Origin of the sequence: Candidatus Williamhamiltonella endosymbiont of Tuberolachnus salignus, from assembly GCF_964019775.1 — a bacterium.
Lineage (GTDB): Bacteria > Pseudomonadota > Gammaproteobacteria > Enterobacterales > Enterobacteriaceae > Hamiltonella > Hamiltonella defendens.
The window spans coordinates 1,701,619-1,726,295 of sequence record NZ_OZ026471.1 but is presented as its reverse complement, the minus strand read 5'-3'; the positions used below and the strand labels follow the sequence as shown (position 1 = coordinate 1,726,295).

Annotated in this window: 18 protein-coding genes and 1 other RNA gene; 11 read left to right on the top strand and 8 right to left on the bottom strand. The window is 40.9% G+C overall.

The window, feature by feature from the left end; translation table 11 throughout:
- The first annotated feature begins 18 nt into the window (after positions 1-18).
- The 6 genes from cmk to uvrD all read left to right on the top strand — a co-directional run bounded on the left by cmk (position 19) and on the right by uvrD (position 6,432).
- Positions 19-699 carry a (d)CMP kinase gene (gene cmk / locus AACL23_RS08525; RefSeq protein ID WP_339051197.1) on the top strand — a complete coding sequence of 227 codons (681 nt, stop codon included), beginning with the start codon at positions 19-21 and terminating at the stop codon, positions 697-699.
- Positions 700-818: 119 nt separating this feature from the next.
- Complete coding sequence (rpsA, locus tag AACL23_RS08520) at positions 819-2,513, top strand: 30S ribosomal protein S1 (RefSeq protein WP_339051195.1); 1,695 nt, start codon at positions 819-821, stop codon at positions 2,511-2,513.
- A 47-nt stretch (positions 2,514-2,560) separates the two neighbouring features.
- Positions 2,561-2,848: an HU family DNA-binding protein gene (locus AACL23_RS08515; protein ID WP_100096310.1), complete on the top strand. Its 288-nt coding sequence runs from the start codon at positions 2,561-2,563 to the stop codon at positions 2,846-2,848.
- A gap of 334 nt (positions 2,849-3,182) precedes the next feature.
- Positions 3,183-3,338 carry an LPS translocon maturation chaperone LptM gene (lptM, locus tag AACL23_RS08510; RefSeq protein WP_015873252.1) on the top strand — a complete coding sequence of 52 codons (156 nt, stop codon included), beginning with the start codon at positions 3,183-3,185 and terminating at the stop codon, positions 3,336-3,338.
- A gap of 12 nt (positions 3,339-3,350) precedes the next feature.
- The gene (gene dapF, locus AACL23_RS08505) at positions 3,351-4,187 is read left to right on the top strand and encodes a diaminopimelate epimerase (RefSeq protein ID WP_015873253.1); all 837 of its coding nucleotides are present in this window, start codon (positions 3,351-3,353) and stop codon (positions 4,185-4,187) included.
- Between the two features lie 49 nt (positions 4,188-4,236).
- The gene (gene uvrD, locus AACL23_RS08500) at positions 4,237-6,432 is read left to right on the top strand and encodes a DNA helicase II (protein WP_339051190.1); all 2,196 of its coding nucleotides are present in this window, start codon (positions 4,237-4,239) and stop codon (positions 6,430-6,432) included.
- A gap of 135 nt (positions 6,433-6,567) precedes the next feature.
- Here the strand turns inward: uvrD and ssrA are convergent.
- Positions 6,568-6,969, bottom strand: a transfer-messenger RNA (tmRNA) gene (gene ssrA / locus AACL23_RS08495).
- Positions 6,970-7,070: 101 nt separating this feature from the next.
- A complete protein-coding gene (gene smpB / locus AACL23_RS08490) occupies positions 7,071-7,553 on the bottom strand; it encodes an SsrA-binding protein SmpB (RefSeq protein WP_015873256.1) in 483 nt (160 codons plus the stop codon).
- 96 nt (positions 7,554-7,649) lie between these two features.
- Here smpB and hemC point away from each other — a divergent pair, with 96 nt between their 5' ends.
- The 4 genes from hemC (at position 7,650) to AACL23_RS08470 (ending at position 12,812) form a co-directional block, all read left to right on the top strand.
- On the top strand, positions 7,650-8,579 hold the full coding sequence (hemC, locus tag AACL23_RS08485; protein ID WP_100096308.1) for a hydroxymethylbilane synthase: 930 nt from the start codon (positions 7,650-7,652) through the stop codon (positions 8,577-8,579).
- Positions 8,580-8,587: 8 nt separating this feature from the next.
- Positions 8,588-8,866 (top strand): uroporphyrinogen-III synthase, encoded by a 279-nt coding sequence (locus tag AACL23_RS08480; RefSeq protein WP_339051187.1) that lies wholly within the window; start codon positions 8,588-8,590, stop codon positions 8,864-8,866.
- On the top strand, positions 8,808-9,428 hold the full coding sequence (locus AACL23_RS08475) for a heme biosynthesis HemY N-terminal domain-containing protein (protein ID WP_339051654.1): 621 nt from the start codon (positions 8,808-8,810) through the stop codon (positions 9,426-9,428). Before AACL23_RS08480 ends, AACL23_RS08475 begins: the two co-directional genes overlap by 59 nt.
- Positions 9,429-9,788: 360 nt before the next feature.
- Positions 9,789-12,812, top strand: coding sequence for an autotransporter outer membrane beta-barrel domain-containing protein (locus AACL23_RS08470; protein WP_339051185.1), 3,024 nt, complete (start codon positions 9,789-9,791; stop codon positions 12,810-12,812).
- A gap of 147 nt (positions 12,813-12,959) precedes the next feature.
- Here AACL23_RS08470 and rpoC read toward each other — a convergent pair whose 3' ends face one another.
- Positions 12,960-17,183 (bottom strand): DNA-directed RNA polymerase subunit beta', encoded by a 4,224-nt coding sequence (gene rpoC, locus AACL23_RS08465; RefSeq protein WP_100096305.1) that lies wholly within the window; start codon positions 17,181-17,183, stop codon positions 12,960-12,962.
- 263 nt (positions 17,184-17,446) lie between these two features.
- Positions 17,447-21,472 carry a DNA-directed RNA polymerase subunit beta gene (gene rpoB / locus AACL23_RS08460; protein ID WP_100103101.1) on the bottom strand — a complete coding sequence of 1,342 codons (4,026 nt, stop codon included), beginning with the start codon at positions 21,470-21,472 and terminating at the stop codon, positions 17,447-17,449.
- A gap of 198 nt (positions 21,473-21,670) precedes the next feature.
- On the opposite strand from rpoB, the gene AACL23_RS08455 reads away from it, so the two are divergent.
- Positions 21,671-21,829 (top strand): hypothetical protein, encoded by a 159-nt coding sequence (locus AACL23_RS08455; protein WP_158530922.1) that lies wholly within the window; start codon positions 21,671-21,673, stop codon positions 21,827-21,829.
- A gap of 77 nt (positions 21,830-21,906) precedes the next feature.
- Here AACL23_RS08455 and rplL read toward each other — a convergent pair whose 3' ends face one another.
- The 4 genes from rplL to rplK all read right to left on the bottom strand — a co-directional run bounded on the left by rplL (position 21,907) and on the right by rplK (position 24,323).
- Positions 21,907-22,281 carry a 50S ribosomal protein L7/L12 gene (rplL, locus tag AACL23_RS08450; RefSeq protein ID WP_015873266.1) on the bottom strand — a complete coding sequence of 125 codons (375 nt, stop codon included), beginning with the start codon at positions 22,279-22,281 and terminating at the stop codon, positions 21,907-21,909.
- A 52-nt stretch (positions 22,282-22,333) separates the two neighbouring features.
- Positions 22,334-22,831 (bottom strand): 50S ribosomal protein L10, encoded by a 498-nt coding sequence (gene rplJ, locus AACL23_RS08445; RefSeq protein ID WP_095034235.1) that lies wholly within the window; start codon positions 22,829-22,831, stop codon positions 22,334-22,336.
- A 357-nt stretch (positions 22,832-23,188) separates the two neighbouring features.
- On the bottom strand, positions 23,189-23,890 hold the full coding sequence (rplA, locus tag AACL23_RS08440; RefSeq protein ID WP_015873268.1) for a 50S ribosomal protein L1: 702 nt from the start codon (positions 23,888-23,890) through the stop codon (positions 23,189-23,191).
- A gap of 4 nt (positions 23,891-23,894) precedes the next feature.
- On the bottom strand, positions 23,895-24,323 hold the full coding sequence (rplK, locus tag AACL23_RS08435) for a 50S ribosomal protein L11 (RefSeq protein WP_015873269.1): 429 nt from the start codon (positions 24,321-24,323) through the stop codon (positions 23,895-23,897).
- Positions 24,324-24,677 lie beyond the last annotated feature (354 nt).

Genomic DNA, 24,677 nt, shown 5'->3' with positions numbered 1-24,677 from the left:
TGGTCATGAAGAGAAAAAATGAAAAAAGTAAACCAAGTATTAACGGTTGATGGGCCTAGTGGAGCAGGGAAAGGGACACTGTGTCAAGCATTAGCAGACTATCTGGGATGGCATCTTCTAGACTCAGGAGCTATTTATCGAGTACTTGCATTAGCTGCTCTGCGGCATCAAATCGATTTCAGTATGGAAGCGGATTTAATTCCTCTGGCTATTCATCTTGATGTTTCTTTTCAGTCACAAAATCGATGCTTACGGGTTATTTTAGATAAAGAAGATGTCAGCGATAAAATTCGCACTGAATTAGTGGCTCATTCTGCGTCTCAATTGGCCTCTTTTCCGAAAGTACGAGAAGCATTGCTCAAGCGACAGCGGGCGTTTCAAAAAGCACCTGGTTTAATTGCTGATGGTAGAGATATGGGCACTTTGGTTTTCCCAGATGCTTTTGTCAAAATATTCCTTCATGCATCCCCCCAAGAACGTGCTCGGCGGCGGATGATCGAGTTGCAAAAAAAAGGGTTTAATGTTACTTTCAGCAGCATTTTATCTAAAATGAACGATCGAGATGATCGTGACGCTACTAGACAAATTGCTCCTTTATTACCAGCCTCGGACGCATTAATAATAGATTCTACTCATATGCCAGCTCAGGAAGTGGTTGAACAAGTGTTAGAGCACGCAAAAAAATGGCTCACTTTTTAGAACAAATGAAATCAATATCTCGGATCTGCTCAAAGGAACTGAAGCAGACCTTTTATCACAACCCCATCAAGCAGGATGCCAGGTGGGTGTTAAATTAAACACTCCTCAAGATCATTAATATGACAGAATCTTTTGCTCAACTTTTTGAAGAATCACTAAAAACAATTGAAATACGTCTAGGATCCATGATTCGTGGTACCGTCATTTCTATTGAAAAAGACATTGTACGGATTGATGCTGGTTTAAAATCCGAATCCTCTATTCCTTTAGAGCAATTTAAAAGTGCACAAGGAGTAGTAGAAATTCAAATAGGAGATGAAGTTGACCTTGCCCTGGATTCTATGGAAGACGGTTTTGGTGAAACTTTATTATCTCGTGAAAAAGCCAAGCGCCAGGAAGTATGGAAAAAATTAGAAGAAGCTTATACCAATGGCACATTTGTGACTGGAATGATTACCGGTAAAGTCAAAGGAGGTTTTACTGTTGATATGGATGGTATTAGAGCCTTTCTACCTGGCTCTTTGGTTGACGTACATCCTGTACGCGATACTTCGCATCTTGAGAATAAAGAGCATCAATGTAAAATTATTAAACTGGATAAAAAACGCAATAATGTGGTTGTTTCACGTCGAGACGTCATCAAATCAGAAAACAGCGCAGAACGTGAACAATTATTGGAAAGGCTAAAAGTAGGTCAAGAAGTTTCAGGTACCGTTAAAAATCTGACTGACTATGGTGCATTTGTTGAATTAGGTGGGATTGATGGTTTATTACACATCACTGATATGTCATTGAAACGTGTTAAACATCCAAGTGAAGTCGTGAGTATCTCGGATCAAATCACTGTCAAAATTCTGAAAATCGAACGCCGCGGAGATGAAATTCGTATTTCACTCGGCTTAAAACAACTTTCTCCAGATCCATGGGTGGGTATCTCAGAGCGTTACAAAGCCAATGATGAAATCACCGGTTGCGTCACTAATATCCCTGATTACGGCTGTTTTGTTGAAATAGAACCAGGTGTTGAAGGATTAGTTCATGTTTCAGAAATGGATTGGACCAATAAAAATATTCATCCTTCTAAGGTTGTGAAACTTAAAGATAGTGTCAAAGTGAAAGTATTGGATATCGATGAACAGCGTCGTCGTATCTCTCTCGGATTAAAACAATGCACAGAAAATCCCTGGGAAAAATTTGATGAAAATCATAATAAAGGCGATATTGTTAAAGGTAAGATTAAATCCATTACTGATTTTGGCATCTTTATTGGTTTAGAAGACAACATTGATGGTTTGGTTCACTTATCCGATATTTCATGGAATGTTTCAGGTCAAGAAGCGGTTCGTGAATACAAAAAAGGCCAAGAAATTGAGGCTGTACTATCAGAAGTGATCGCAGATCGCGAGAGGATCTCTTTGAGTATAAAACAGTTATCAGAAGATCCGCTTGACCAGTATATTTCTTTAAATAAAAAAGGCACGCTAGTTAGTGGTCAAATTATTGAAATTCATGATAAAAAAATTTTTGTTACACTAACAGAAAATGGTGTCAAGGGCTGTATTAATCTGTCAGATTTACCTGAGACCTCTGTTGACTTCCCTATGGGATCCATAGAAGTGGGTCATACCATTGAAGCTAAATACACAGGTTGTGATCGTAAAGCCCGTCTTGTTACCTTGGCTCCATTGAAAGATGAAACTGAAAAAAAAGAGTCTGTATCAGCAGCTAAAAATAATAAAAAAGAGGAAGCAAATTTTTCTAACACCCCTAACGCGATGACTGAAGCCTTTAAAATAGCGACAAAAGGTGATTAATAACAAAAGGGGGTATTATACCCCCTCACTAAAAAACCTGAGGTAATATGACGAAATCTGAGTTTGTTGAAAGGCTTGTTAAACGCCTGGATTCTACGGATCCTGAAATGATTCATGAAATAGTAAACCGAATTTTACAATATATGTCAGAAAAATTATCTGAGAGGAAGCGAATTGAAATTCGGGGATTAGGGAGTTTCACTCTTCGATACCGTCGTCCACGCACTGCACGTAACCCTAGAACGGGTTATTCTGGGGTGAAAGTAAAGAGTAAATATGTTTTACATTTTAAACCAGGAAAAAAATTGCGTGATCGTGTGAACGTATATAAGTAAAACTCAAGTATCACTTTAAAATTTTTTTCAATTATTCCCTTCTTTCGACATTCTCTTCCAGATAAGGACGAATATTTTCTGAAGCATTTAGACCAGAGCCTGGTTTACCTCGAAAAAGTCTCCTGCTAGCTAATAGAGAGGAACTGTGATTCTGTTCTTTAAAATTAAGCACATTAAAAGAGCGATGAAACAGGTAATTAAGATACAAATTGCTTCGATACCACAGAGATGTCTTTCTCAAGACAGCGTTAAAAAAAATAGAAAATATCCAGGATATTCTTTTCACATTTTGATCGATTAAAATAATTTCATATCAAGGATAGAGCTTAAAATAATGAAAAAAAAACTATTCATTTTATCAATCACACTGATAATCACCTCTTGTGGTTTAAAAGGGCCATTGTATTTTCCACCCATAGAACACCTGCCAAAAGAAACAGCTCAAACATCCGCTCATCAGGTTAAAAAAAATTTCATCATCAAGGTTTAGCAGAGTTAACGTATGCGGTTTTCAAAAATGTGCAGCCTGGGTAATGATTTTGTCATCATTGATGCTGTAACCCAAAATGTTCATCTACGATCAGAGTTTATCTGTCGATTAGCGAATCGGCATACTGGTATTGGTTTTGATCAGCTATTGTTGCTGGAACCTCCTAATAGTCCAGAATTGGATTTTCATTATCGTATTTTTAATGCAGATGGTAGTGAAGTATTTCAATGTGGTAACGGTGCTCGTTGCTTGGGGCGTTTTGTTCACTTAAAAGGCTTAACGAATAAAAAAAATATTCAGGTGAGTACCAAGACCGTAAAAATGCAAATTCATCTAGAAGAGAAAAATCAAATTTGCGTTAATATGGGTGAGCCTGATTTTTTCCCTCAAACTATCCCTTTTCGTTCAAAAACAATAAAAAAAATTTATGAATTAGATGTCGCTGAACAAAAACTACTTTGTGGGATTGTGTCTATGGGTAATCCACATTGTATTATACAGGTGGAAAAGCTCGACTCCGATCAGATTAAATTGATTGGCCCTTTATTGGGGTGCCATCCGTCTTTTCCCGAAGGGACAAATGTCGGATTTATGCAAATCATTGATCGAAAGCATATTCATCTGCGCGTTTATGAACGTGGCGCTGGAGAAACTCAGGCCTGCGGCAGTGGGGCTTGTGCTGCAGTCTCGATAGGGGTTCAGCAGGATCTGCTGGATGAAAAAGTTCATGTTGAACAAAAAGGAGGCAATCTCGACATCTGCTGGAAAGGAACAGGCCATTGCCTTTATATGACAGGGCCTGCAGACCATGTTTATGACGGAGTAATTCATATGAGCTTTAAGCCATGAACTTCAAAAGATGTCAATTTTTGTACGAAAGAATGAATAAAGGCTATTTATGGATTATTCTAAATTAATCAATACTTTAAATAAAAAACAACGTACTGCGGTGACCTCATCTGCTGATCATATATTAGTACTGGCCGGCGCAGGAAGTGGAAAAACCAGAGTGTTAGTGCACCGAATTGCCTGGTTACTTTCAGTTGAACATGTTTCTCCTTATTCCATTCTTTCCGTCACCTTTACTAATAAAGCCGCTGCCGAAATGCGTCATCGTGTGTCGGCTTTGATGGGATCAATGCAAGATGGCATGTGGACTGGCACTTTTCATGGATTAGCCCATCGTCTTTTAAGAATGCATTATCTGGAAGCGAATTTGCCAAAAGATTTTCAAATTATCGATAACGATGATCAATTACGCTTGCTCAAAAAAATTATTAAATCATTGAATTTAGATGAAAAGCGTTGGGCTCCACGGCAAGCCATGTGGTACATCAATCATAAAAAAGATCAGGGACATCGCCCTCAACATACTAAAAATCACTCTAATTTCATTGAAAATACCTGGCGAGATATTTACCAATCCTATCAAGAAGCCACTGATAGAGCTGGATTAGTCGATTTTTCAGAGCTGTTATTACGTGCCTATGAGTTATGGCTCAATCACACCAATATCCTGGATCACTATCAGCAGAGATGGAGTCATATTTTGGTTGATGAATTTCAGGACACCAATACTGTCCAATATGCCTGGATCCGTGCATTGGCTGAAAAAAGGGCAAAAGTGATGATCGTGGGAGATGATGATCAATCTATTTATGGCTGGCGCGGGGCGCAGGTGGGGAATATTCAGAGCTTTTTAAAAGATTTTGAAGGTGCTGAAACAGTAAGACTCGAACAAAATTATCGTTCAACTCCTCATATTTTAACGGCAGCCAATACCTTGATTGCCAATAATGAAGGGCGAATGGGCAAAAATTTATGGACTGCTCAAAAAGAAGGGGAGCCCATTTCTCTTTATCATGCTTTTAATGAATTAGATGAAGCCCGTTTTGTGGCTCATCAAATTAAAAAGTGGCACGAGAAAGGAGGCCAATTAAAAGATTGTGCCATTTTATATCGTAGTAATGCACAGTCTCGAGTATTAGAAGAAGCGTTTTTACAAGGAAATATTCCTCACCGTATTTACGGGGGTCATCGTTTTTTTGAAAGGCAAGAAATTAAAGACGCGCTTGCATATCTGCGTTTGATTTCTAATCGCCATGATGATGCCTCATTTGAAAGAGTGATTAATACACCCGCTCGTGGTATTGGTGAGCGCACCTTATCTGTATTGCGTCAGGCTGCAAGAGATCGTGAAAAAACGCTTTGGGAAACCATTCAAATTTTGTTGCATGAAAAAATATTGGCGGGCCGAGCTGCTTCAGGTTTGAGGCGTTTTATTGAGTTAATTGATTCATTGGCTTATGAAACATCAGAAATGCCGTTACATTTACAAACAGACAGAGTCATCAAAGATTCTGGGCTTTGGTTAATGTATCAAGAAGAAAAAGGCGAAAGAGTGCAAGGACGTATTGAAAATCTAGAAGAGCTGGTCAATGCGACACAACAGTATGATTATCGTCAGTATGAAGATGACACTTTGTCACCATTACAGGCTTTTCTTTCCGATGCGGTCCTGGAGGCAGGTGAAGGTCAGGCTGACACTTCCCAAGACTCAGTACAAATGATGACGCTGCATTCTGCTAAAGGTTTGGAATTTTTTAAAATCTTTATTGTTGGAATGGAAGAAGGCATGTTTCCTAGTAAAATGGCCTTGAATGAAAGTGGAAGGTTGGAAGAAGAGCGTCGTCTGGCTTATGTCGGCTTAACGCGTGCAATGAAAGAATTGACCTTATCTTATGCGGAAAGACGTCGACTTTATGGAGAAGAAGTGAGAAATATTCCCTCTCGTTTCATTGACGAATTACCAAAAGACTGCATACAACAGGTAAGATTAGGGTCAATCATTTCTCAGCCATTTCATTCCCGTTTTACAGACAAATCAAAATATAAAATCCACAGCCATCAAAATGAGAGTAATGAAAACGAGGGGCATTTTTCTTTAGATCAACGTGTGAGACATCCTAAGTTTGGGGAAGGCACCGTCAAAGATTTAGAAGGCAGTGGTCAACATGCTCGTGTCCAGGTTGCCTTTTCTGGTAACCAATTAAAATGGTTAGTCGTCGCTTACGCAAGATTAGAAATCATATAAAAATCTTCCTGAAAAAGGGGAAATCCAAGAAAGCCTGGCCAAACCGAAAGAAACAGGCAATAAAAAACCCACACAATAAATGCGTGGGTCTTTTTCGGTTTGTCAGTATTTTTTTGCGACGACCAATCGTTTATTTGGTGGAGCTGGGGGGATTTGAACCCCCGTCCGAAATAACTACACCGTCGGCACTACATGCTTAGTCCATCCTTAATTTTATCTGAAAGCAGAGGAGGGACACTCTATTAACAGATGAGCTTAATTGAATTTAACGATTTAACCCTAAGCAAGGTCTTAACGCGATCTCTTTTTATTTGACCTTTCTGGATCCCCGTCCTAAGAGCGGAGGCTAGGGAGAAAGGAGACCCTCAGTTTTTTAAGCTGATTAAGCGGCTAAAGCAGCTACAGGCATGTAGCCGTTAGCAGCGGGTCTGTTTTTATTAATTTTTGCAACTATTTTTTCACGGTTTTTTACGAGGCAACCGCCCCTCGGCATGCACCTTGGGCTTTGCTTATCCCGTCGAATCCAGAATCAGCCCCAAAAGTGGACGCAGTGTAGCAAATAGACAGAGCATGAATCAATCAAGTTTTTTCAAAATCGATTATTATGACTGTTGAATCCTACGATTTTTACAAAATCGCTATCGGTTCGCATTTTTCATAATGCGATCTTTATTGATTTTCCAGTCGCGATCTTTAATGCTGTCTCGTTTATCATGTGTTTTCTTCCCTTTCGCCACGGCGATTTTAATTTTGCTCCAAGCATTTTTCCAATACATCGAAAGAGCAACGACCGTATAGCCTTCTCGATTGATACGACCAAATAAAGAATCTATTTCACGTTGTTTCAGGAGTAATTTTCGGGTACGCATGGATTCACAGACAGTGTGAGTAGATGCCACGTTAAGAGGTGTGATGGTGGCGCCTAATAAAAAAGCTTCACCTTTTTTTAAGAGAACGTAGCTGTCACTGATATTGACTTTACCGGCTCGAAGCGCTTTGACTTCCCAACCTTGTAAAACTACACCTGCTTCAAATTCTTCTTCAATAAAGTATTCGTGGCGAGCACGTTTATTTTGTGCGATCGTGGCTGAGCCGGGTTTGTATGTTTTTTTCTTTATCATAGTCTGGTGATTATACTGCATGAATTATTGAATAAAATCTCATTTACATAAAATGTATTCTTGTTTATTACATTTTTCGAAAAAAAGTCGCTTTTTATGTCAAACAATATGATCCGTCTTGCTACAAGACAAAGCCCCTTGGCACTTTGGCAGGCGCACTATGTGAAAACAGGTTTAGAATTTTTTCACCCTGATTTGAAGGTGATATTACTACCTATGGTCACTCAAGGCGATAATATACTCGGCACAGCTTTATCAAAAACAGGAGGAAAAGGGCTTTTTGTAAAAGAATTAGAACGGGCTATTTTAGACAATCGTGCGGATATTGCCGTGCATTCTATAAAAGATATGCCTCTTTATTTCCCAGAGGGATTGGGATTAGTCGCAGTTTGTGAGCGAGAGGATGCCAGAGATGCGTTTCTTTCTTTGCGATATCATGATGTGGCTCAATTGCCTGAAGGCAGCGTAGTGGGAACGTCCAGCTTAAGGAGGCAATGCCAATTATACAAAAATTATCCCGGTATCGTTGTTCGAGATTTACGAGGTAATGTAGGGGCTCGTTTGAAAAAACTGGATCAAGGAGATTACGATGCCATTGTGTTAGCAGTCGCGGGTTTAAAACGTCTCGGGTTGGAAAATCGCATGACTCAGATTCTCAGGCCAGAAACATCATTGCCGGCAGCAGGTCAAGGTGCAATAGGGATTGAATGCCGATTAGACGATACTGTCACACTTCAACGAGTGGCGACTTTAAATCATCGACCGTCTCAATTGAAGATCTCTTGTGAACGAGCCCTACTAAAGCGTCTTGAAGGGGGCTGCCAGACCCCTATTGGTAGCTATGCTGAAATAGAAAATGACGAGTTATGGCTCAGGGCTTTTGTTGGTGCTCCTGATGGCCAGCTGATCATTGATGGTGAAAGACGAGGGAATTTTGATTCAGCGGAAAAGATCGGGTTTGAATTAGCGAATGAGTTGTTATCTCGAGGAGCAGAAGCAATTTTGGCACAACTGAATCGACAATAGAGGGTTTTATGGTTGTTTTAGTCACCCGACCTTCACCAATGGGGGAAGAATTGGTTCAATTTATTCAGGCGCACGGACATACGGCCTATCATTATCCCTTAATTGAATTTTCTCAAGGGCGAGATCTGATGGAGTTGTCTCAACGGATAACACAGATGCGAGAAGAAGATATGATATTTGTTGTGTCAAAAACTGCGATTGATTACTTAGCCTCTTTTTTTAAAAACAATCCTCTTTCTTGGCCTCCATCTATTTTTTATTACGCAATTTTTAAAGAGTATTTTTAATCTTCGGCGTAGGTTTATCCATCGAAAATCGCTAAAACAAGAAAAAGAAGCCTTGATAAAATTTCTGGAGGGAGATTTTCAAAAGGTAGAAACGAAACTGATGTCTCAGATAAAACAGGCAGAAAACCCCATATTCAACTATTTACTCGCCGCGATGGCCGCTGAAAAAGAAAGCCGTCATGCCGATAGTGACCAATATCTTGCTCAAGCAGAGCAATATATAAAACAAAAATTTACAGGGAGAAAACAGGCAGAAAAAAATCGATTGACACTTAATATCACTCGCGTTCGTATTCAGCTCAGCCGAGGCGACATTGATTTGGCGCAAACAGGTATTTATCCTCTCTTAAAAAAAGCCCCAGAACATCCTGAAGTATTACGTTTGGCCGAGAAAATTTTTTTACAAACAAAATCTTATCCTTCTTTGCTAAAAATTTTACCGGTGATGCGAAAAATGCGCTTGCACCCCGAAAACGAAATACAGGCACTGGAACAAAAGCTTCATCGGAGCCTGCCTACAACCACCACTTCAGGTTCAAAACGGCGTTTAAAATCTGATTAAACCTGTTGATCACCTACTCAAGCTCAATCCGGGTATCAGTCAGAAAGATCACTGGGCTCACGTGGTGACAAAAATCTTTTGAAAGAACCGCAGAGCACAGATGACGCGCTCCCATTTAAGATATTTTTCACCCTATTGATCACAAAACAGGAAATATTCTTTTTTTTGTAAAAAAAATATATATTTAAATGAAATATGTATTTTTATATATTATTGTAAAATAATTATAAAAAAACAAAAAAACAAAAAAATAAAAAAATGAATGATGAATTCAGAATCACTTTATCAATTTTAACTTTCTCACCTCCTTCCTCATCACCTATAAACAAACGGAAAGACCCATTAAATAGAGTTAAAATTATGCGATATCAAAAAATAGTAAAACACACCATCACGCTTTATGTGCTTACCCTTATGATACAAAGTGGCCCCGGTTTTGCAGAACCAAAGATTTTTGAAGAAGATACAATACTGAAAGATAAGGCGTATTACACTCAGGGGATAGAAATAACGAACCAAGCTAAAGTGATAAATGAAGGGGCTCTAAAAGTATCAGTATTCACTGTTGAATACGATGCAATTAACGTGTCTGATGCCTCCACTTTAACTTTGAAAGGGGGCGAGGATAAACCGATTCAAATCACAGTTAAAGATGGGATTGCTGGGTTGTCTGCCTCTGATAAAAATACAAAAATTCATGCAGATAAAATTCATATCACAGGAATAGATTTTGATTACGGTATCATGGCGACAGAAAAAGCACAGATAACCATTAACAATAGCATCATTATCGGCGAAGATTCTGATTTTTCTGGTTTTTACGCCTCAAAACCAGGCACCAATATTGTTTCAAATAAAATCGATATTACAACAACAAAAGAAAATTCTTACGGTGTCAAAGTGATCGACGGTGCAAATGTAGATATCAATAATGGCACCATTACCGGCAAAGAGAAAAAATTTATCGGCCTTTTGGCTCAGGGAAAAAATACAACGCTGGCCATCAATAATATAGATATCAACGTGAATGATGAAAAAAGTATTGCTGTCAAAGCAGAAAAGGGGGCAAAAGTAATTTTCAAGGGTAGCAACACTATTAACGTTAAGGGAGACAATATTTACGGTGTTTGGGCCAGCGGACATGGAACAAATTTTGAGATGGATGAGATGACAATAACGATGAATGCTGAAAAAGGCAGTGGTGTCAGATCTCCCGCCGGTGTCAGGGTCTCTAGAGGCGCAACGGGCATTATACACGAAGGTAGCGCGATTACCGGCACAGGGAATAATTTTGACGGCCTTTGGGCAAAGGGAGCTCATTCAAATTTAACGGCCAATCAACTGACAATAAACATCCATGGTGACGACAGCGGAGGTGTCACAGTTCAAAGCGGGGCTTTAATAAGTATTGATAAAAACAGCAGCGTGACTACCACAGGAGCATTATCTCATGCGCTAAGGCTGTCCCCTAACAGTACATTAAAAATCAATGATTCTCATATCGAAACAATCAAAACAGATTCAGCAATTGTTTATGGAGAACCCCCAGACACTGAAGAAAAAAGAGAGAGGGTGCTTCAAATTAAAGGGGGTTCCTTAAAGGCCGGCGGTGATCTCATTCTGTCAAAAGGCGGAACAATCGCAGTTGTTCTAAACAATGTGATGACCTCCCCTCCCGGAAGTGGATACGCCCTTAATGTCGTTGATAATGGAGAGGTCAATTTGGAGGTGAAACAAACAAAACTGTACGGCAATATTTTAGCGGACAATGTCAGTAAAGCCAGTGTGAGTTTATCAAACGAGAGTGAGTTAAATGGGTGGTTCAAGGCGACCAATTTGTCCGTCGACCCTACCAGCACATGGTCGGTCACAGGTCATTCCATTTTGGAACAGTTAAAAAATGAAGGAAATATTGTATTTACATCTCAGAACAACATTTTTAATACAATAACAACAAACGATTATCGCGGTAATAATGGAACAATAACCTTTAATACGCGCTTAGGAGGTGATGATTCCCCCACAGATAGATTGATTATAAACAACAACTCAAAAGAAACCACCCGTGTCAAAGTGCACAATGTGGGGGGGAAAGGGGCTAAAACAGAAGAAGGGATTAAAATCATTGAGATAAAAGGAAAAGAATCTGAGGGAATATTTATTCAGGACGGGCGTATTGTTGCAGGGGCTTATGATTACTACCTGAAAAAAGGGAGTCAATCGGGAAGAGATGAAACCAGCTGGTATCTTGTCTCTTCCAGACCTGAGGTCCCCAATAATTCTCTCTCCACTCCTCCTCCTGCTTCTCCTCCTGCTTCTCCTCCTGCTTCTCCTCCTGCTTCTCCTCCTGCTTCTGCTCCTGCTCCTGCTCCTGCTCCTCCTCCTCCTGCTGCTCCTGTTATTTCAAGTACACTCCGACCTGAGCGTTTGAGCTATGCCAACAATCTTCACGCGGCCAATACGATGTTTCAAATGACGTTACATGAACGTCTGGGAGAAATTCAGTATACACAGCCTCGGGCAAGCGAAAGGCCGGCCCCCGCCATGTGGATAAGGGCCGTGGGAGGTCATCATACCGCCTCCATGTCAGACACCCACGCTCAATCTCACCGCTATGTCATGATGCTCGGCGGAGACATCGCCCAGTGGTCTTCAGACGGCCTGAACCGTTACCATGTGGGTTTTATGGGCGGATATGGACGAGACCAGAACACCGCCCATCACGATGACAGCGAGTTGTCCTCCCAAGGCAAGGTCAGAGGCTACAGCGCAGGGGCCTATGCTACCTGGTATCAGAGCGACGACGACGCTTCTCGTTTTTACGTCGATACCTGGGCGCTTTATCACTGGTTTTACAATGCCGTCACGGGGCAAGAGCTGCCCACCGAGTCGTACAAAAGCAGGGGGTTAAGCGCGTCGGTGGAGAGCGGATATGCCTTTAAGGTCGCGGAGGTTCTCTCACGCTCTGGCATACTTCACTCTTTTTGGGTTCAGCCCACCGCCCAGCTGACCTGGATGGACGTCAAGCCGCAGGACCACACTGAAACCAACGGGACCCTGGTGACCGGTCGAAGCGGACATCTCCAGATCCGGCTCGGTTTACGTGCGCATTTGCTCGGGCACAGCCCACAGGATGAAGGAAAACATCGCGAGTTTGAACCCTTTATTGAAGCGAATTGGATACATAATCTCAAACACGTGGCCATCCGCATGAACGACTCAACACATGAGATTCAGGGCAACCGTCACATCGCTGAATTCAAAACCGGAGTAGAAGCGAAAATGAATGAGTATTTATATTTGTGGGGCCATGTGGCGCATCAAATAGGCAAAAAAAGCTACAGAGATACTCGAGGGGTGCTGGGCGTTAAATATCATTTTTAAATGAGGTTGGGTCGCATTAATAAAAAATCCCTCGATTGAATCGAGGGATTTGTCTAGAAAAGCCAAAGGCTATCAATGTGAGGTTTCACGAAAAAATAAATAAAAAATCGCTAAAACACTCATTTCTTTATAATGAGCCGAGTATCTCTAGTTAGCCTGATTAAACCCTGCATTCAGTAATTCAGCCAAGTGAGCACTCGCTTCATCGGCACTGATTTGCAGATCATCTGATGCCCCTTTTTCTTCTTTTTGTTTTTGGTGCTTACGATTCTGATGGTAAGCATAACCAGTACCAGCGGGAATTAAACGGCCCACAATGACATTCTCTTTTAAACCACGAAGTCCGTCTCTTTTACCTGATACCGCCGCATCTGTGAGTACTCTAGTGGTTTCTTGAAAGGAGGCAGCCGAAATGAAGGACTCTGTCGCCAAAGAGGCTTTTGTGATCCCCAATAAATCATGAATGTAAATAGCAGGGATCTTACCCTCAGATTCAAGCTTACGATTTGCAAGCTTAACGCTTGATACTTCTACTTGTTCGCCCTCTAGAAGATCTGTACTTCCTGAGCTCACTATGGTCGCTTTTCGTAGCATCTGGCGCACGATCACTTCAATATGCTTATCGTTTATTTTAACCCCCTGAAGACGATAGACCTCTTGTACTTCATTAGTAATATAACGAGTGACAGCATGTACCCCTCTCAGACGAAGAATATCGTGGGCGGATTCTGGGCCATCAGATACGACATCACCACGTTCAACAACCTCTCCCTCAAAGACGTTGAGTTGACGCCATTTTGGGATCATCTCCTCATAGGCATCACTGCCATCCAAAGGTGAAATCACTAAACGACGTTTGCCTTTCGTTTCTTTACCGAAGGAAATAATACCGCTGATTTCAGCTAAAATAGCAGGCTCTTTGGGTCGGCGCGCTTCAAATAAATCTGCCACCCTTGGAAGCCCCCCTGTGATGTCTTTAGTACCACCAGATTCTTGAGGAATACGGGCCAAGGTGTCGCCAGCAGTAATTTGAATCCCATCTTCTAATTGAACAATCGCTTTACCCGGTAAAAAATATTGAGCCGGTATATCCGCACCTGGGATCAAGACGCCCTCGCCTTCGGCATCCACTATTTTTAATGCCGGTCGTAAATCTTTCCCACTTCCGATACGCTCTGAACTATCAAGCACAACCAGGGATGATAGCCCCGTGAGCTCATCTGTTTGTCTGATAATGGTTTGACTGTCGACCATGTCAGCAAAGCGAATGAAACCACTGACTTCAGTGATGACAGGCATGGTGTGAGGATCCCAGTTGGCCACCGTTTCTCCAGAAGTCACTTCCGCTCCATCACCTTTAGCCATGACTGCACCATAAGGCACTCTGTAGCTTTCTTTGGTACGCCCAAAATCATCGAGTAATTTCAATTCTGTATTACGAGAAGTGATGACCAGTTTACCTGAGGCATTCATCACGAATTTGGCATTGTCTAACTTCAGATTCCCTTTGCTTTTGACTTGAATACTAGATTCTGCCGCTGCTCTGGATGCTGCCCCTCCTATGTGGAAAGTACGCATCGTGAGCTGCGTGCCTGGTTCACCGATAGATTGCGCGGCAATAACACCTACTGCTTCCCCTTTATTGATGATATGACCCCGAGCGAGATCTCGGCCATAACAATGGGCGCAAACGCCAAAATCAGTTTCACAACTGACGACTGAACGAACTTTGACGCTATCTACTGAGTGCTCTTCTAGTAGATCACAGCATTTTTCACTCAGTAAAGTATTACGGGGAATTAAGATATCTGCCGTTCCTGGTTTCAGGACTTCTTCGGCGGTCACTCGGCCTAATACACGCTCTCTTAGGGGCTCTTTAACGTCTCCTCCTTCAATAACAGGTGTCATTAGAATACCGTCATGTGTTCCACAATCATCTTCAGTGACCACCAAATCTTGTGCAACATCGACCAAACGCCTCGTCAGATAACCAGAATTCGCCGTTTTCAATGCCGTATCAGCCAATCCCTTACGCGCACCATGCGTCGAAATAAAGTATTGCAGTACATTTAAGCCTTCACGGAAATTGGCTGTAATCGGCGTTTCAATAATGGAACCATCTGGTTTTGCCATTAAGCCACGCATGCCTGCTAATTGCCGAATTTGAGCTGCAGACCCTCTTGCGCCTGAATCGGCCATCATGAATATGCTGTTAAAAGACACCTGTTGCTCTTCAACACCCTCACGGTTTAGTACGTTTTCAACAGACAGATTTTCCATCATCGCTTTGGCAACGCGTTCATTAGCCGCTGCCCAGATATCGATGACTTTATTATAACGTTCACCTGCTGTGACTAAACCTGACTGAAATTGCTCCTGTATTTCCGCCACTTCTGATTCGGCTTCCGAAATAATTTCTGCTTTTTTAATCGGGATCACCATGTCGTCGATTCCAACAGAAACCCCTGATCGCGCAGCGTAAGCAAAACCGGTATACATAATTTTATCAGCGAAAACCACCGTAGATTTTAATCCCAAAATACGATAACAGCTGTTTAACATTTTTGAGATGCTTTTTTTATTCAAAGGTTGATTGACCATGGAATAAGGTAAACCTTTAGGTACAATCATCCATAAAATAGCCCGCCCAATAGTTGTATCCACCAGGGTTGTTTGCGAAAAAACATCTCCTTCAGTGTTCCTGATTTCTTCAGAAATGCGAACTTTGACCTTAGCATGTAAAGAAGCAACGCCTGAACGATATACCAGCTCTGCCTCTCTAGGGCTTCTTAAAAGCATGCCTTCCCCTTTGGCGTTCACACAGTCGCGGGTCATGTAGTAAAGGCCCAAAACAACGTCTTGAGAAGGCACTATAATAGGCTCACCATTAGCAGGCGATAAAATGTTGTTGGTCGACATCATCAGTGCACGTGCTTCAAGCTGTGCTTCTAGAGTCAGGGGGACATGTACGGCCATTTGATCGCCATCAAAATCTGCGTTATAAGCCGCGCAAACCAGAGGATGCAGCTGAATGGCTTTGCCTTCAATTAAAACAGGCTCAAATGCCTGAATGCCCAGACGGTGTAATGTGGGCGCACGATTGAGCAATACAGGATGTTCACGAATGACGTCGTCTAAAATATCCCATACCACTGCTTCTTCACGCTCTACCATTTTTTTGGCGGCTTTAATGGTGGTCGCATAACCATGTAACTCAAGCTTTCCATAAATAAAAGGTTTGAACAGCTCAAGTGCCATTTTTTTTGGCAAACCACATTGATGCAAGCGTAAATAAGGTCCAACCGTAATAACAGAACGGCCTGAGTAATCCACACGTTTACCTAATAAATTTTGACGAAAACGTCCTTGCTTTCCTTTGATCATGTCTGCCAAAGATTTCAATGGGCGTTTGTTGGAGCCCATAATAGCCCGCCCACGACGGCCGTTATCCAGAAGAGCGTCAACCGCTTCTTGTAACATCCGTTTTTCATTACGCACGATAATGTCAGGAGCTGCTAAATCAAGAAGACGTTTTAATCGGTTATTACGATTGATGACCCTGCGATAAAGATCATTGAGATCAGAAGTTGCAAAGCGGCCTCCGTCTAAAGGCACCAATGGACGCAAGTCAGGGGGTAGTACAGGTAAGACGGTGAGCACCATCCATTCAGGTTTGTTACCAGATTGAATAAAGGCTTCCAACAATTTGATACGTTTCGTTAATTTTTTGCGCTTGGTTTCAGAATTTGTTTCATTTAATTCTTCTCGTAAAAGCTGACATTCTGCTTTTAAATCTAAATTTTTGAGAAGAAACTGGATGGCTTCTGCCCCCATTTTTGCATCAAATTCATCACCAAATTCTTCAAGTGCATCTAGATATTGTTCTTCGGTGAGGATTTGCCGGCGTTCAAGGTTGGTCATGCCACCTTCAACCACAATATAGGATTCAAAATACAATACACGCTCGATGTCACGTAAAGGCATATCTAATAAAAGGCCAATACGAGACGGTAAAGATTTTAAAAACCAGATGTGTGCAGTGGGTGAAGCCAATTCGATATGGCCCATACGATCGCGACGTACTTTAGTTTGTGTCACTTCGACACCACATTTTTCACAAATGACCCCACGATGTTTTAAACGCTTATACTTACCACATAAACACTCATAATCCTTCACCGGGCCAAAGATACGGGCACAAAAAAGCCCATCCCGTTCCGGCTTAAAGGTACGGTAATTAATGGTCTCTGGTTTTTTAACTTCACCAAATGACCACGAACGAATCATATCTGGAGATGCCAAGGCAATTTTAATCGCATCAAACTCTTCAGTTTTATTTTGTGCCTTAATAAATTTTATTAAATCTTTCACGTATTGGCCCCTGTCGGAGTTAAGACTGAGAAATACCCAAACCTAAGCTTGAATGCAACTGTGACTAACGCACTGATCGTAGCTTCAAAATTTAAAAGCCTACGGTCCAAAAAAAAGACCTCTTTCAAAATCGACCTCGGAATGTGGCCTCAGGATTGGGTGGTGCTCGGTATTTCCATCTACTCTATGTAAACGAAAGTACCTGAGCTCCCGGTACCTTGAATCAAAAGCCCTCTCCAGGTTTTGCAAAAGGTCTAGTAAATTCATTCTTCTAATTCAATGTTAATGCCAAGCGAACGAATTTCCTTTAATAGTACGTTAAAGGATTCAGGTATACCCGCCTCCATACGGTGATCACCATCAACAATGTTTTTATACATCTTGGTGCGCCCGTTGACATCATCGGATTTCACTGTAAGCATCTCTTGTAATGTGTAAGCGGCACCATAGGCTTCTAGTGCCCAGACTTCCATTTCACCAAACCGTTGCCCACCAAATTGCGCTTTACCCCCCAGAGGCTGTTGAGTCACTAGACTGTAAGAGCCGGTAGAGCGAGAGTGCATTTTATCATCCACGAGATGATTTAATTTGAGCATGTACATATAACCGACTGTCACAGGGCGCTCAAATTGTTCACCGGTTCGCCCATCAAACAAATTAATTTGACCAGAAGTAGGGAGATCTGCCAATTTTAACAATTGTTTGATTTCTTTTTCTTTGGCACCATCAAAAACAGGAGTTGCAATAGTCATGCCTTTTTTCAGGTTCTCAGCTAAAGACAATATTTCTTTGTCAGAAAAAGTACTTAAATCTACTGTTTGACAAACACCATCCCCGAGATCATAGGCTTTTTGAATAAATTTACGCAGCTTGGAGACACGTTCATTCTTTTTTAGCATTTCATTGATTTTGTTTCCAATCCCCTTGGCGGCCATCCCTAAATGGGTCTCTAAAATTTGACCAATATTCATTCGTGAAGGGACACCTAATGGACTTAATACGATATCGACTGGATTGCCTTCTTCATCATAAGGCATATCTTCTACAGGATTGATTTTAGAAATAACGCCTTTATTGCCATGGCGCCCCGCCATTTTATCGCCTGGCTGAATCTGACGTTTGACTGCCAAATAAACTTTAACAATTTTAAGGACCCCTGGAGCCAAATCATCACCTTGGGTAATTTTTCGGCGTTTAACCTCCATTTTTTTATCAAACTCAGCTTTCATTTCATCGTATTGTTCGGCCAATTGCTCAAGCTGCTCTTGTTTTTGTTCTTCAGAAAGAGGCAGCTCCAACCACCGCTCACAAGGTAATCGACTTAGTTTTTCAGATGTGATACCGCCAGAAATAAGAACCGCTTTGATGCGCCCAAATAAAGCCGCTTCTAGAATTTTTAATTCTTCGGAGAGATCTTTTTTGACTTGTTTGAGCTCCATTTCTTCAATTTCTAATGCACGTTTGTCTTTTTCTACACCATCTCGTGTGAAAATTTGTACATCAATCACAGTAGCAGAAACACCATTAGGCACACGCAAAGAAGAATCTTTTACATCAGAGGCTTTCTCTCCAAAAATGGCGCGTAGCAATTTTTCTTCTGGACTTAATTGAGTTTCACCTTTAGGCGTGACTTTACCTACTAAAATATCACCACCATTGACTTCTGCACCTATGTATACAATTCCGGATTCGTCTAGTTTAGACAGCGCGGCTTCTCCAACGTTAGGAATGTCTGCGGTGACCTCTTCAGAACCTAATTTGGTATCACGAGAAATACAAGCCAATTCTTGAATTTGAATAGTGGTAAAACGATCTTCTTGCATAACGCGTTCAGAAACCAAGATGGAGTCTTCAAAGTTGTATCCATTCCAAGGCATGAAAGCCACTCGCATATTTTGGCCTAATGCAAGTTCACCTAAATCTGTTGAAGGGCCGTCGGCAAGTACATTACCTCGTTCAACCAGTTCCCCGAGATTGATACAGGGTATTTGGTTGATGCAGGTATTTTGGTTGGAACGCGTATATTTGTTAAGATTGTAAATATCAATCCCGGCTTCGCCGGGATGCATTTCGTTTTCATTGACCTTTATGACAATACGGGATGCATCAACATACTGAACACTGCCTCCTCGCTTAGCAACGCAAGTGACACCTGAATCAACAGCCACAGCGCGTTCCATACCTGTACCGACCAAAGGTTTATCCGCACGTAAAGTAGGAACAGCTTGGCGTTGCATGTTCGCACCCATGAGAGCACGGTTAGCATCATCGTGTTCTAGGAATGGAATTAAAGACGCCCCTACAGAGACAATCTGTTGCGTTGAAACATCCATATAGTCGACTTGTTCTTTTCTAAACAAGCTGGATTCACCTTTATTACGGCACGTCACTAAATCTTCAATAAAATAACCGTTATCGTCTAGATTTGAGTTCGCCTGAGCGATAACAAAGTTGCCTTCTTCGATGGCGGATAAATAATGAATTTCATTGGTGACTGCACCTTCATGTACACTTCGATAGGGCGTTTCTAAAAAACCGTATTCGTTCGTGCACGCATACACAGATAAAGAGTTAATTAAACCGATGTTTGGACCTTCAGGCGTTTCAATAGGGCAGACTCTACCGTAATGGGTAGGATGAACATCTCGAACTTCAAAACCTGCTCGTTCTCGCGTCAATCCGCCTGGACCTAAAGCAGAAATGCGGCGCTTATGTGTAATTTCAGATAATGGATTATTTTGATCCATAAATTGAGAGAGCTGGCTAGAGCCAAAAAATTCTTTGACTGCCGCAGAAATGGGCTTAGCGTTGATCATATCTTGTGGCATTAGGGTATCAAGATCGCCTAAAGAAAGACGTTCTTTAACCGCTCTTTCAACACGCACTAAACCAATACGAAACTGATTCTCTGCCATTTCGCCAACAGAACGGATGCGACGGTTACCTAGATGATCAATATCGTCAATTTCACCTTTACCATTACGAATACCAATCAATTTTTTCATTACTTCAATAATGTCTTCTTTACTTAAAATGCCTGATCCTTCGATTTCATCACGTAATAATGATCGATTAAATTTCATTCGACCCACTGCGGATAAGTCATAACGCTCTTCAGAGAAGAATAAATTTTCGAATAAATTTTCAGCTGCTTCACGTGTTGGAGGTTCGCCTGGACGCATCATACGATAAATTTCAACCAAAGCACTTAAGCGATCGGTGGTGGGATCAACCTTCAAAGTTTGAGAGATATAATCACCATGATCTAAATCATTAGTGAATATGGTTTCAATTTGCTGATGACCGGCTTGGCTGAGTTTAGCCAACAAATCAAATGAAAGTTCTGTATTAGCAGAACATATCAATTCACCTGTATTTTCATCGATATAATCTTGTGCGACAACTTTACCAATAATGTATTCGACAGGGACTTCAATACGCTGAATTTGGTCTTTATCAAGTTGACGAATATGGCGAGCAGTAACACGGCGACCCTTTTCAACATAAATTTTGCCATTGATTTGAATATCAAAAGAAGCTGTTTCACCACGAAGACGTTCTGGAACTAAATTCATTTCTAATTTGTCGTTACAAATTTCAAAGCGTACTTTTTCAAAAAATAAATTCAAAATGTCAGTGGTGCTATAATCCAATGCGCGCAAAATGATCGTTGCAGGGAGTTTACGGCGACGGTCAATACGTACAAATAGATTATCTTTTGGATCAAACTCTAAATCTAACCAAGATCCGCGATAAGGAATCACTCTTGCATTGTAAAGAACTTTGCCCGATGAATGCGTTTTACCTTTATCACTGTCAAAAAAAACACCGGGGCTACGATGCAACTGAGAGACCACGACCCTTTCAGTACCGTTAACAACAAAAGTACCATTTTCAGTCATCAGTGGGATTTCTCCCATATAGACCTCTTGTTCTTTGATGTCTTTAACTGTACCTTCGGGCGCCTCTTTTTCATAAACAACAAGGCGTAATTTAACTCGCAAAGGTGCAGAGTAGGTTGCCCCGCGAATTTGGCATTCTTTAACATCAAATACAGGTTCACCAAGACGATAATTGACATACTGTAATTCAGAGTGGGCACTGTAACTCTGAATAGGAAAAACAGAACGAAATGCAGCTTCTAGACCTTGTTGCCCTTTGGGATCTTGCTCGATAAATTTTTGAAATGAATCGAGCTGGATAGAAAGCAGATAAGGTATATCTAATACTTGTGGACGCTTTCCAAAATTTTTACGAATCCGTTTTTTCTCGGTATAGGAGTAGACCATAGGTTCCTCAGCTCGCTTTTCAATGACCTAGTCTGCCCTTTTAAGGCAATGAATAAAATTTTTCATTACAACACAGACAAAATGGTTTTTTATTCGTGCTATCCCAAAAAATGTTTAACGAATGCTTAAAAAAGGGCGATTTATACAACACGATTTTTTTGGATAACTGTCGATGAAATATCGAAAATGTGTCTTTTAATGTTTACTATCACTCTTCGAATACTTGATGCCCGTCATATTCTTCAATTCAGGATGGCTTTTGATCTTAAAATACGTCAATTTATAGGTAATAGACGCCTTCAAGGACGAGGATTGCTTCACATTTTTAACGACGAACACCCTGTATTCATTGAATGAACTATCGAGGCTTTCTGAAGAACATTGCTCTTAACATTCCTTGAACTATGAGGTTTTAGCGTATTGGATATTGATTTTTATTTAATATCAACATCAGCACCGGCTTCTTCAAGCGTTTTTTTCAAGCTTTCTGCTTCTTCTTTATTAATGCCTTCTTTCACATTTTTTGGAGCAGCTTCGACCAATTCTTTTGCCTCTTTTAGGCCTAATCCTGTCGCACCACGTACCGCTTTAATCACAGCCACTTTGTTCTCACCGAAGGATTTCAATATAACGTCAAATTCTGTTTTTTCTTCAACTGCTTCTGCAGGGGCAGCTGCAACAGCAACAGCTGCTGCTGCAGAAACGCCAAATTCTTTTTCCATGATGGAGATCAGATCTAGTACGTTTGTGATGGTCATTTCTCTAATAGAATTAGTAATATCTACAAGTTTTTTTTGATCGATAGACATAAAAAGTATTCCTAAAATTGAATCTATGTTTAATAGATGAAAGTAAAATTGGTTAAATAGCTTCTCTTTTTGCTTTTAAAGCCGCGAGTGTTCGAACAAGCTTACCTACAGAAGCCTCTTTTAATGTTGCCATGAGTCGTGCAATTGCCTCCTCATAAGTAGGTAAGGTGGCTAAACGATCAATATCTGATACGGGAATCAGAGTGCCTTCAAAAGCCGCAGCTTTGATTTCAAATTCTTTATTGAGTTTGGCGAATTCTTTAAACAAACGGGCCGCGGCGCCAGGGTGTTCAGTAGAGAATGCAATCAAAGTTGGGCCCACAAAGGTGTCTTGCAAGCATTCAAAATCAGTACTGACAACAACGCGACGCATTAAAGTATTGCGAACAACACGCATGTATACACCTGCCTCCCGAGCTGCTTTACGTAGGCCTGTCATTTTAGCAACAGTCACCCCTCGAGTATCAGCAACTACAGCAGAAAGTGCACCTTTGGCAATCTCTTTGACCTCATCAACAATGGCTTTTTTGTCTTGAAGATTTAATGGCATTAATTTTTGCTCCTAATTTAGGCGGGGAACCCGACATTGACATCACCCGAGATTCATTAAAAAAACGAACCTCACACGGGTTCTGAAACATGGTGAACAGAATCGAGCAAAAAAATAAAATTTATCTTTTATGGCTGCTCTGTCACCGTCTACGCAGGCAATTAAGCACTTTTTTTGCACCTGGCGATCTTGAACGGCGGCTTTAATAGATAAAGCTTCAGCCGAAAATCCAATTACTTAATGTTAGTGGCTAAGGTTACATTAGCATCGAACTTTACCCACATCTTGAATCGATAACGATAGCTCTAAAATTTATTTGTCTTGACATTGAGCACAAATAATAAAAATCACTAAAAGTTAAACAAGAGAAGACAAAGCACTTTGATCAATCATAAGACCTGCCCCCATAGTGGTTGATAAGCTGATTTTTTTGATATAAAGCCCTTTTGCTGTAGCTGGCTTGGCTTTTTTTAATGCGGAAATGAGAGCTTCCAAATTCTCTTTCAATTTATGAGCATCAAAATCAATTTTGCCAATTGTAGTGTGGATAATACCGTTTTTGTCGTTACGATAACGAATTTGTCCTGCCTTAGCATTTGTAACTGCTTCTGCGATATTAGGAGTCACTGTCCCTACTTTTGGATTTGGCATTAAGCCGCGTGGGCCAAGAATTTGGCCTAATTGACCAACAACACGCATTGCATCAGGAGAAGCAATCACAACATCAAAATTCATTTCACCATTTCTAATTTGAGCGGCTAAATCATCCATTCCAACCAGTTCTGCACCTGCATTGTTCGCCGCTTCGGCATTTGCTCCTTGAGTAAATACTGCAACACGGACAGAACGGCCTGTACCATGCGGCAAAACAGTGGCACCTCTTACATTTTGATCAGATTTACGTGCATCAATCCCTAAATTTACAGCCACATCAACACTTTCTGTAAATTTGGCGGTGGCGAGCTTTTTCAACAAAAGGAAGGCATCATCAAGATCATATTGCTTAGCAGTATCTACCTTTTCACGGATAACACGCATACGTTTGCTTAATTTTGACATTTTACTATTCCTCCACCTCTAATCCCATGGATCGAGCCGTGCCTAATATAGACTGAATGTTTGCATCAATACTGGTCCCCGTCATATCTGCCTGCTTGGTTTCCGCAATTTCACGAACTTGAGTTTTAGTGACTTTACCTATTTTATTTGTATTTGGTTTTGGAGAACCCGATTTAACACCCGCTGCTTTTAGCAATAAAACTGCAGCAGGAACGGTTTTAGTTTCAAAAGTAAAAGAACGATCAGCATAGACAGTAATGACAACAGGGATTGGTAAACCCTTTTCTAAAGGTTCAGTCTTCGCATTAAAGGCTTTGCAAAATTCCATAATATTCACCCCCTGCTGACCTAAAGCAGGCCCGACCGGAGGACTTGGGTTAGCCATTCCAGCTGAAACTTGAAGCTTAACAATAGCCTGTATTTTTTTAGCCATTTATAATTTCCTTAATTTGGGTTATAGCGCCTTTTTGGGGCTCCCCATGTTTTACAAATTTAATAAATTAAATCGTTGATTTAATTATGTTAGTTGACTTGGTACGTTTTTAAAAAACGAGCATAACCCTGTATTTATATGAAGCTTCGATCATCTCAATAAATTTTGTGCTTTTTTTATAACGAGTATCCAATTATTTTTTTGATTTTTACGGGAATTTTATTAAAAAATTTTTACTTTTAATGCCAAAAAAAATGGCATGAACTCATGATAAAAAATAAAAAGCGCTCAATTGTATTGTGATTTGATATCTTCGGCAAGATTCAAATGATGATTTATATTTTAAAACTGGCC

What these genes read in the sequence shown, in the direction of transcription:
- rpoB (WP_100103101.1), bottom strand. Translation starts at nt 21,472, where the DNA reads ATGGTCTACTCCTATACCGAGAAAAAACGGATTCGTAAAAATTTTGGA.
- rpsA (WP_339051195.1), top strand. Translation starts at nt 819, where the DNA reads ATGACAGAATCTTTTGCTCAACTTTTTGAAGAATCACTAAAAACAATT.
- smpB (WP_015873256.1), bottom strand. Translation starts at nt 7,553, where the DNA reads ATGATAAAGAAAAAAACATACAAACCCGGCTCAGCCACGATCGCACAA.
- rplA (WP_015873268.1), bottom strand. Translation starts at nt 23,890, where the DNA reads ATGTCAAAATTAAGCAAACGTATGCGTGTTATCCGTGAAAAGGTAGAT.
- lptM (WP_015873252.1), top strand. Translation starts at nt 3,183, where the DNA reads ATGAAAAAAAAACTATTCATTTTATCAATCACACTGATAATCACCTCT.
- uvrD (WP_339051190.1), top strand. Translation starts at nt 4,237, where the DNA reads ATGGATTATTCTAAATTAATCAATACTTTAAATAAAAAACAACGTACT.
- hemC (WP_100096308.1), top strand. Translation starts at nt 7,650, where the DNA reads ATGTCAAACAATATGATCCGTCTTGCTACAAGACAAAGCCCCTTGGCA.
- AACL23_RS08480 (WP_339051187.1), top strand. Translation starts at nt 8,588, where the DNA reads ATGGTTGTTTTAGTCACCCGACCTTCACCAATGGGGGAAGAATTGGTT.
- cmk (WP_339051197.1), top strand. Translation starts at nt 19, where the DNA reads ATGAAAAAAGTAAACCAAGTATTAACGGTTGATGGGCCTAGTGGAGCA.
- AACL23_RS08515 (WP_100096310.1), top strand. Translation starts at nt 2,561, where the DNA reads ATGACGAAATCTGAGTTTGTTGAAAGGCTTGTTAAACGCCTGGATTCT.
- rplL (WP_015873266.1), bottom strand. Translation starts at nt 22,281, where the DNA reads ATGTCTATCGATCAAAAAAAACTTGTAGATATTACTAATTCTATTAGA.
- AACL23_RS08470 (WP_339051185.1), top strand. Translation starts at nt 9,789, where the DNA reads ATGCGATATCAAAAAATAGTAAAACACACCATCACGCTTTATGTGCTT.
- rplK (WP_015873269.1), bottom strand. Translation starts at nt 24,323, where the DNA reads ATGGCTAAAAAAATACAGGCTATTGTTAAGCTTCAAGTTTCAGCTGGA.
- AACL23_RS08455 (WP_158530922.1), top strand. Translation starts at nt 21,671, where the DNA reads ATGTTTACTATCACTCTTCGAATACTTGATGCCCGTCATATTCTTCAA.
- dapF (WP_015873253.1), top strand. Translation starts at nt 3,351, where the DNA reads ATGCGGTTTTCAAAAATGTGCAGCCTGGGTAATGATTTTGTCATCATT.
- rplJ (WP_095034235.1), bottom strand. Translation starts at nt 22,831, where the DNA reads ATGCCATTAAATCTTCAAGACAAAAAAGCCATTGTTGATGAGGTCAAA.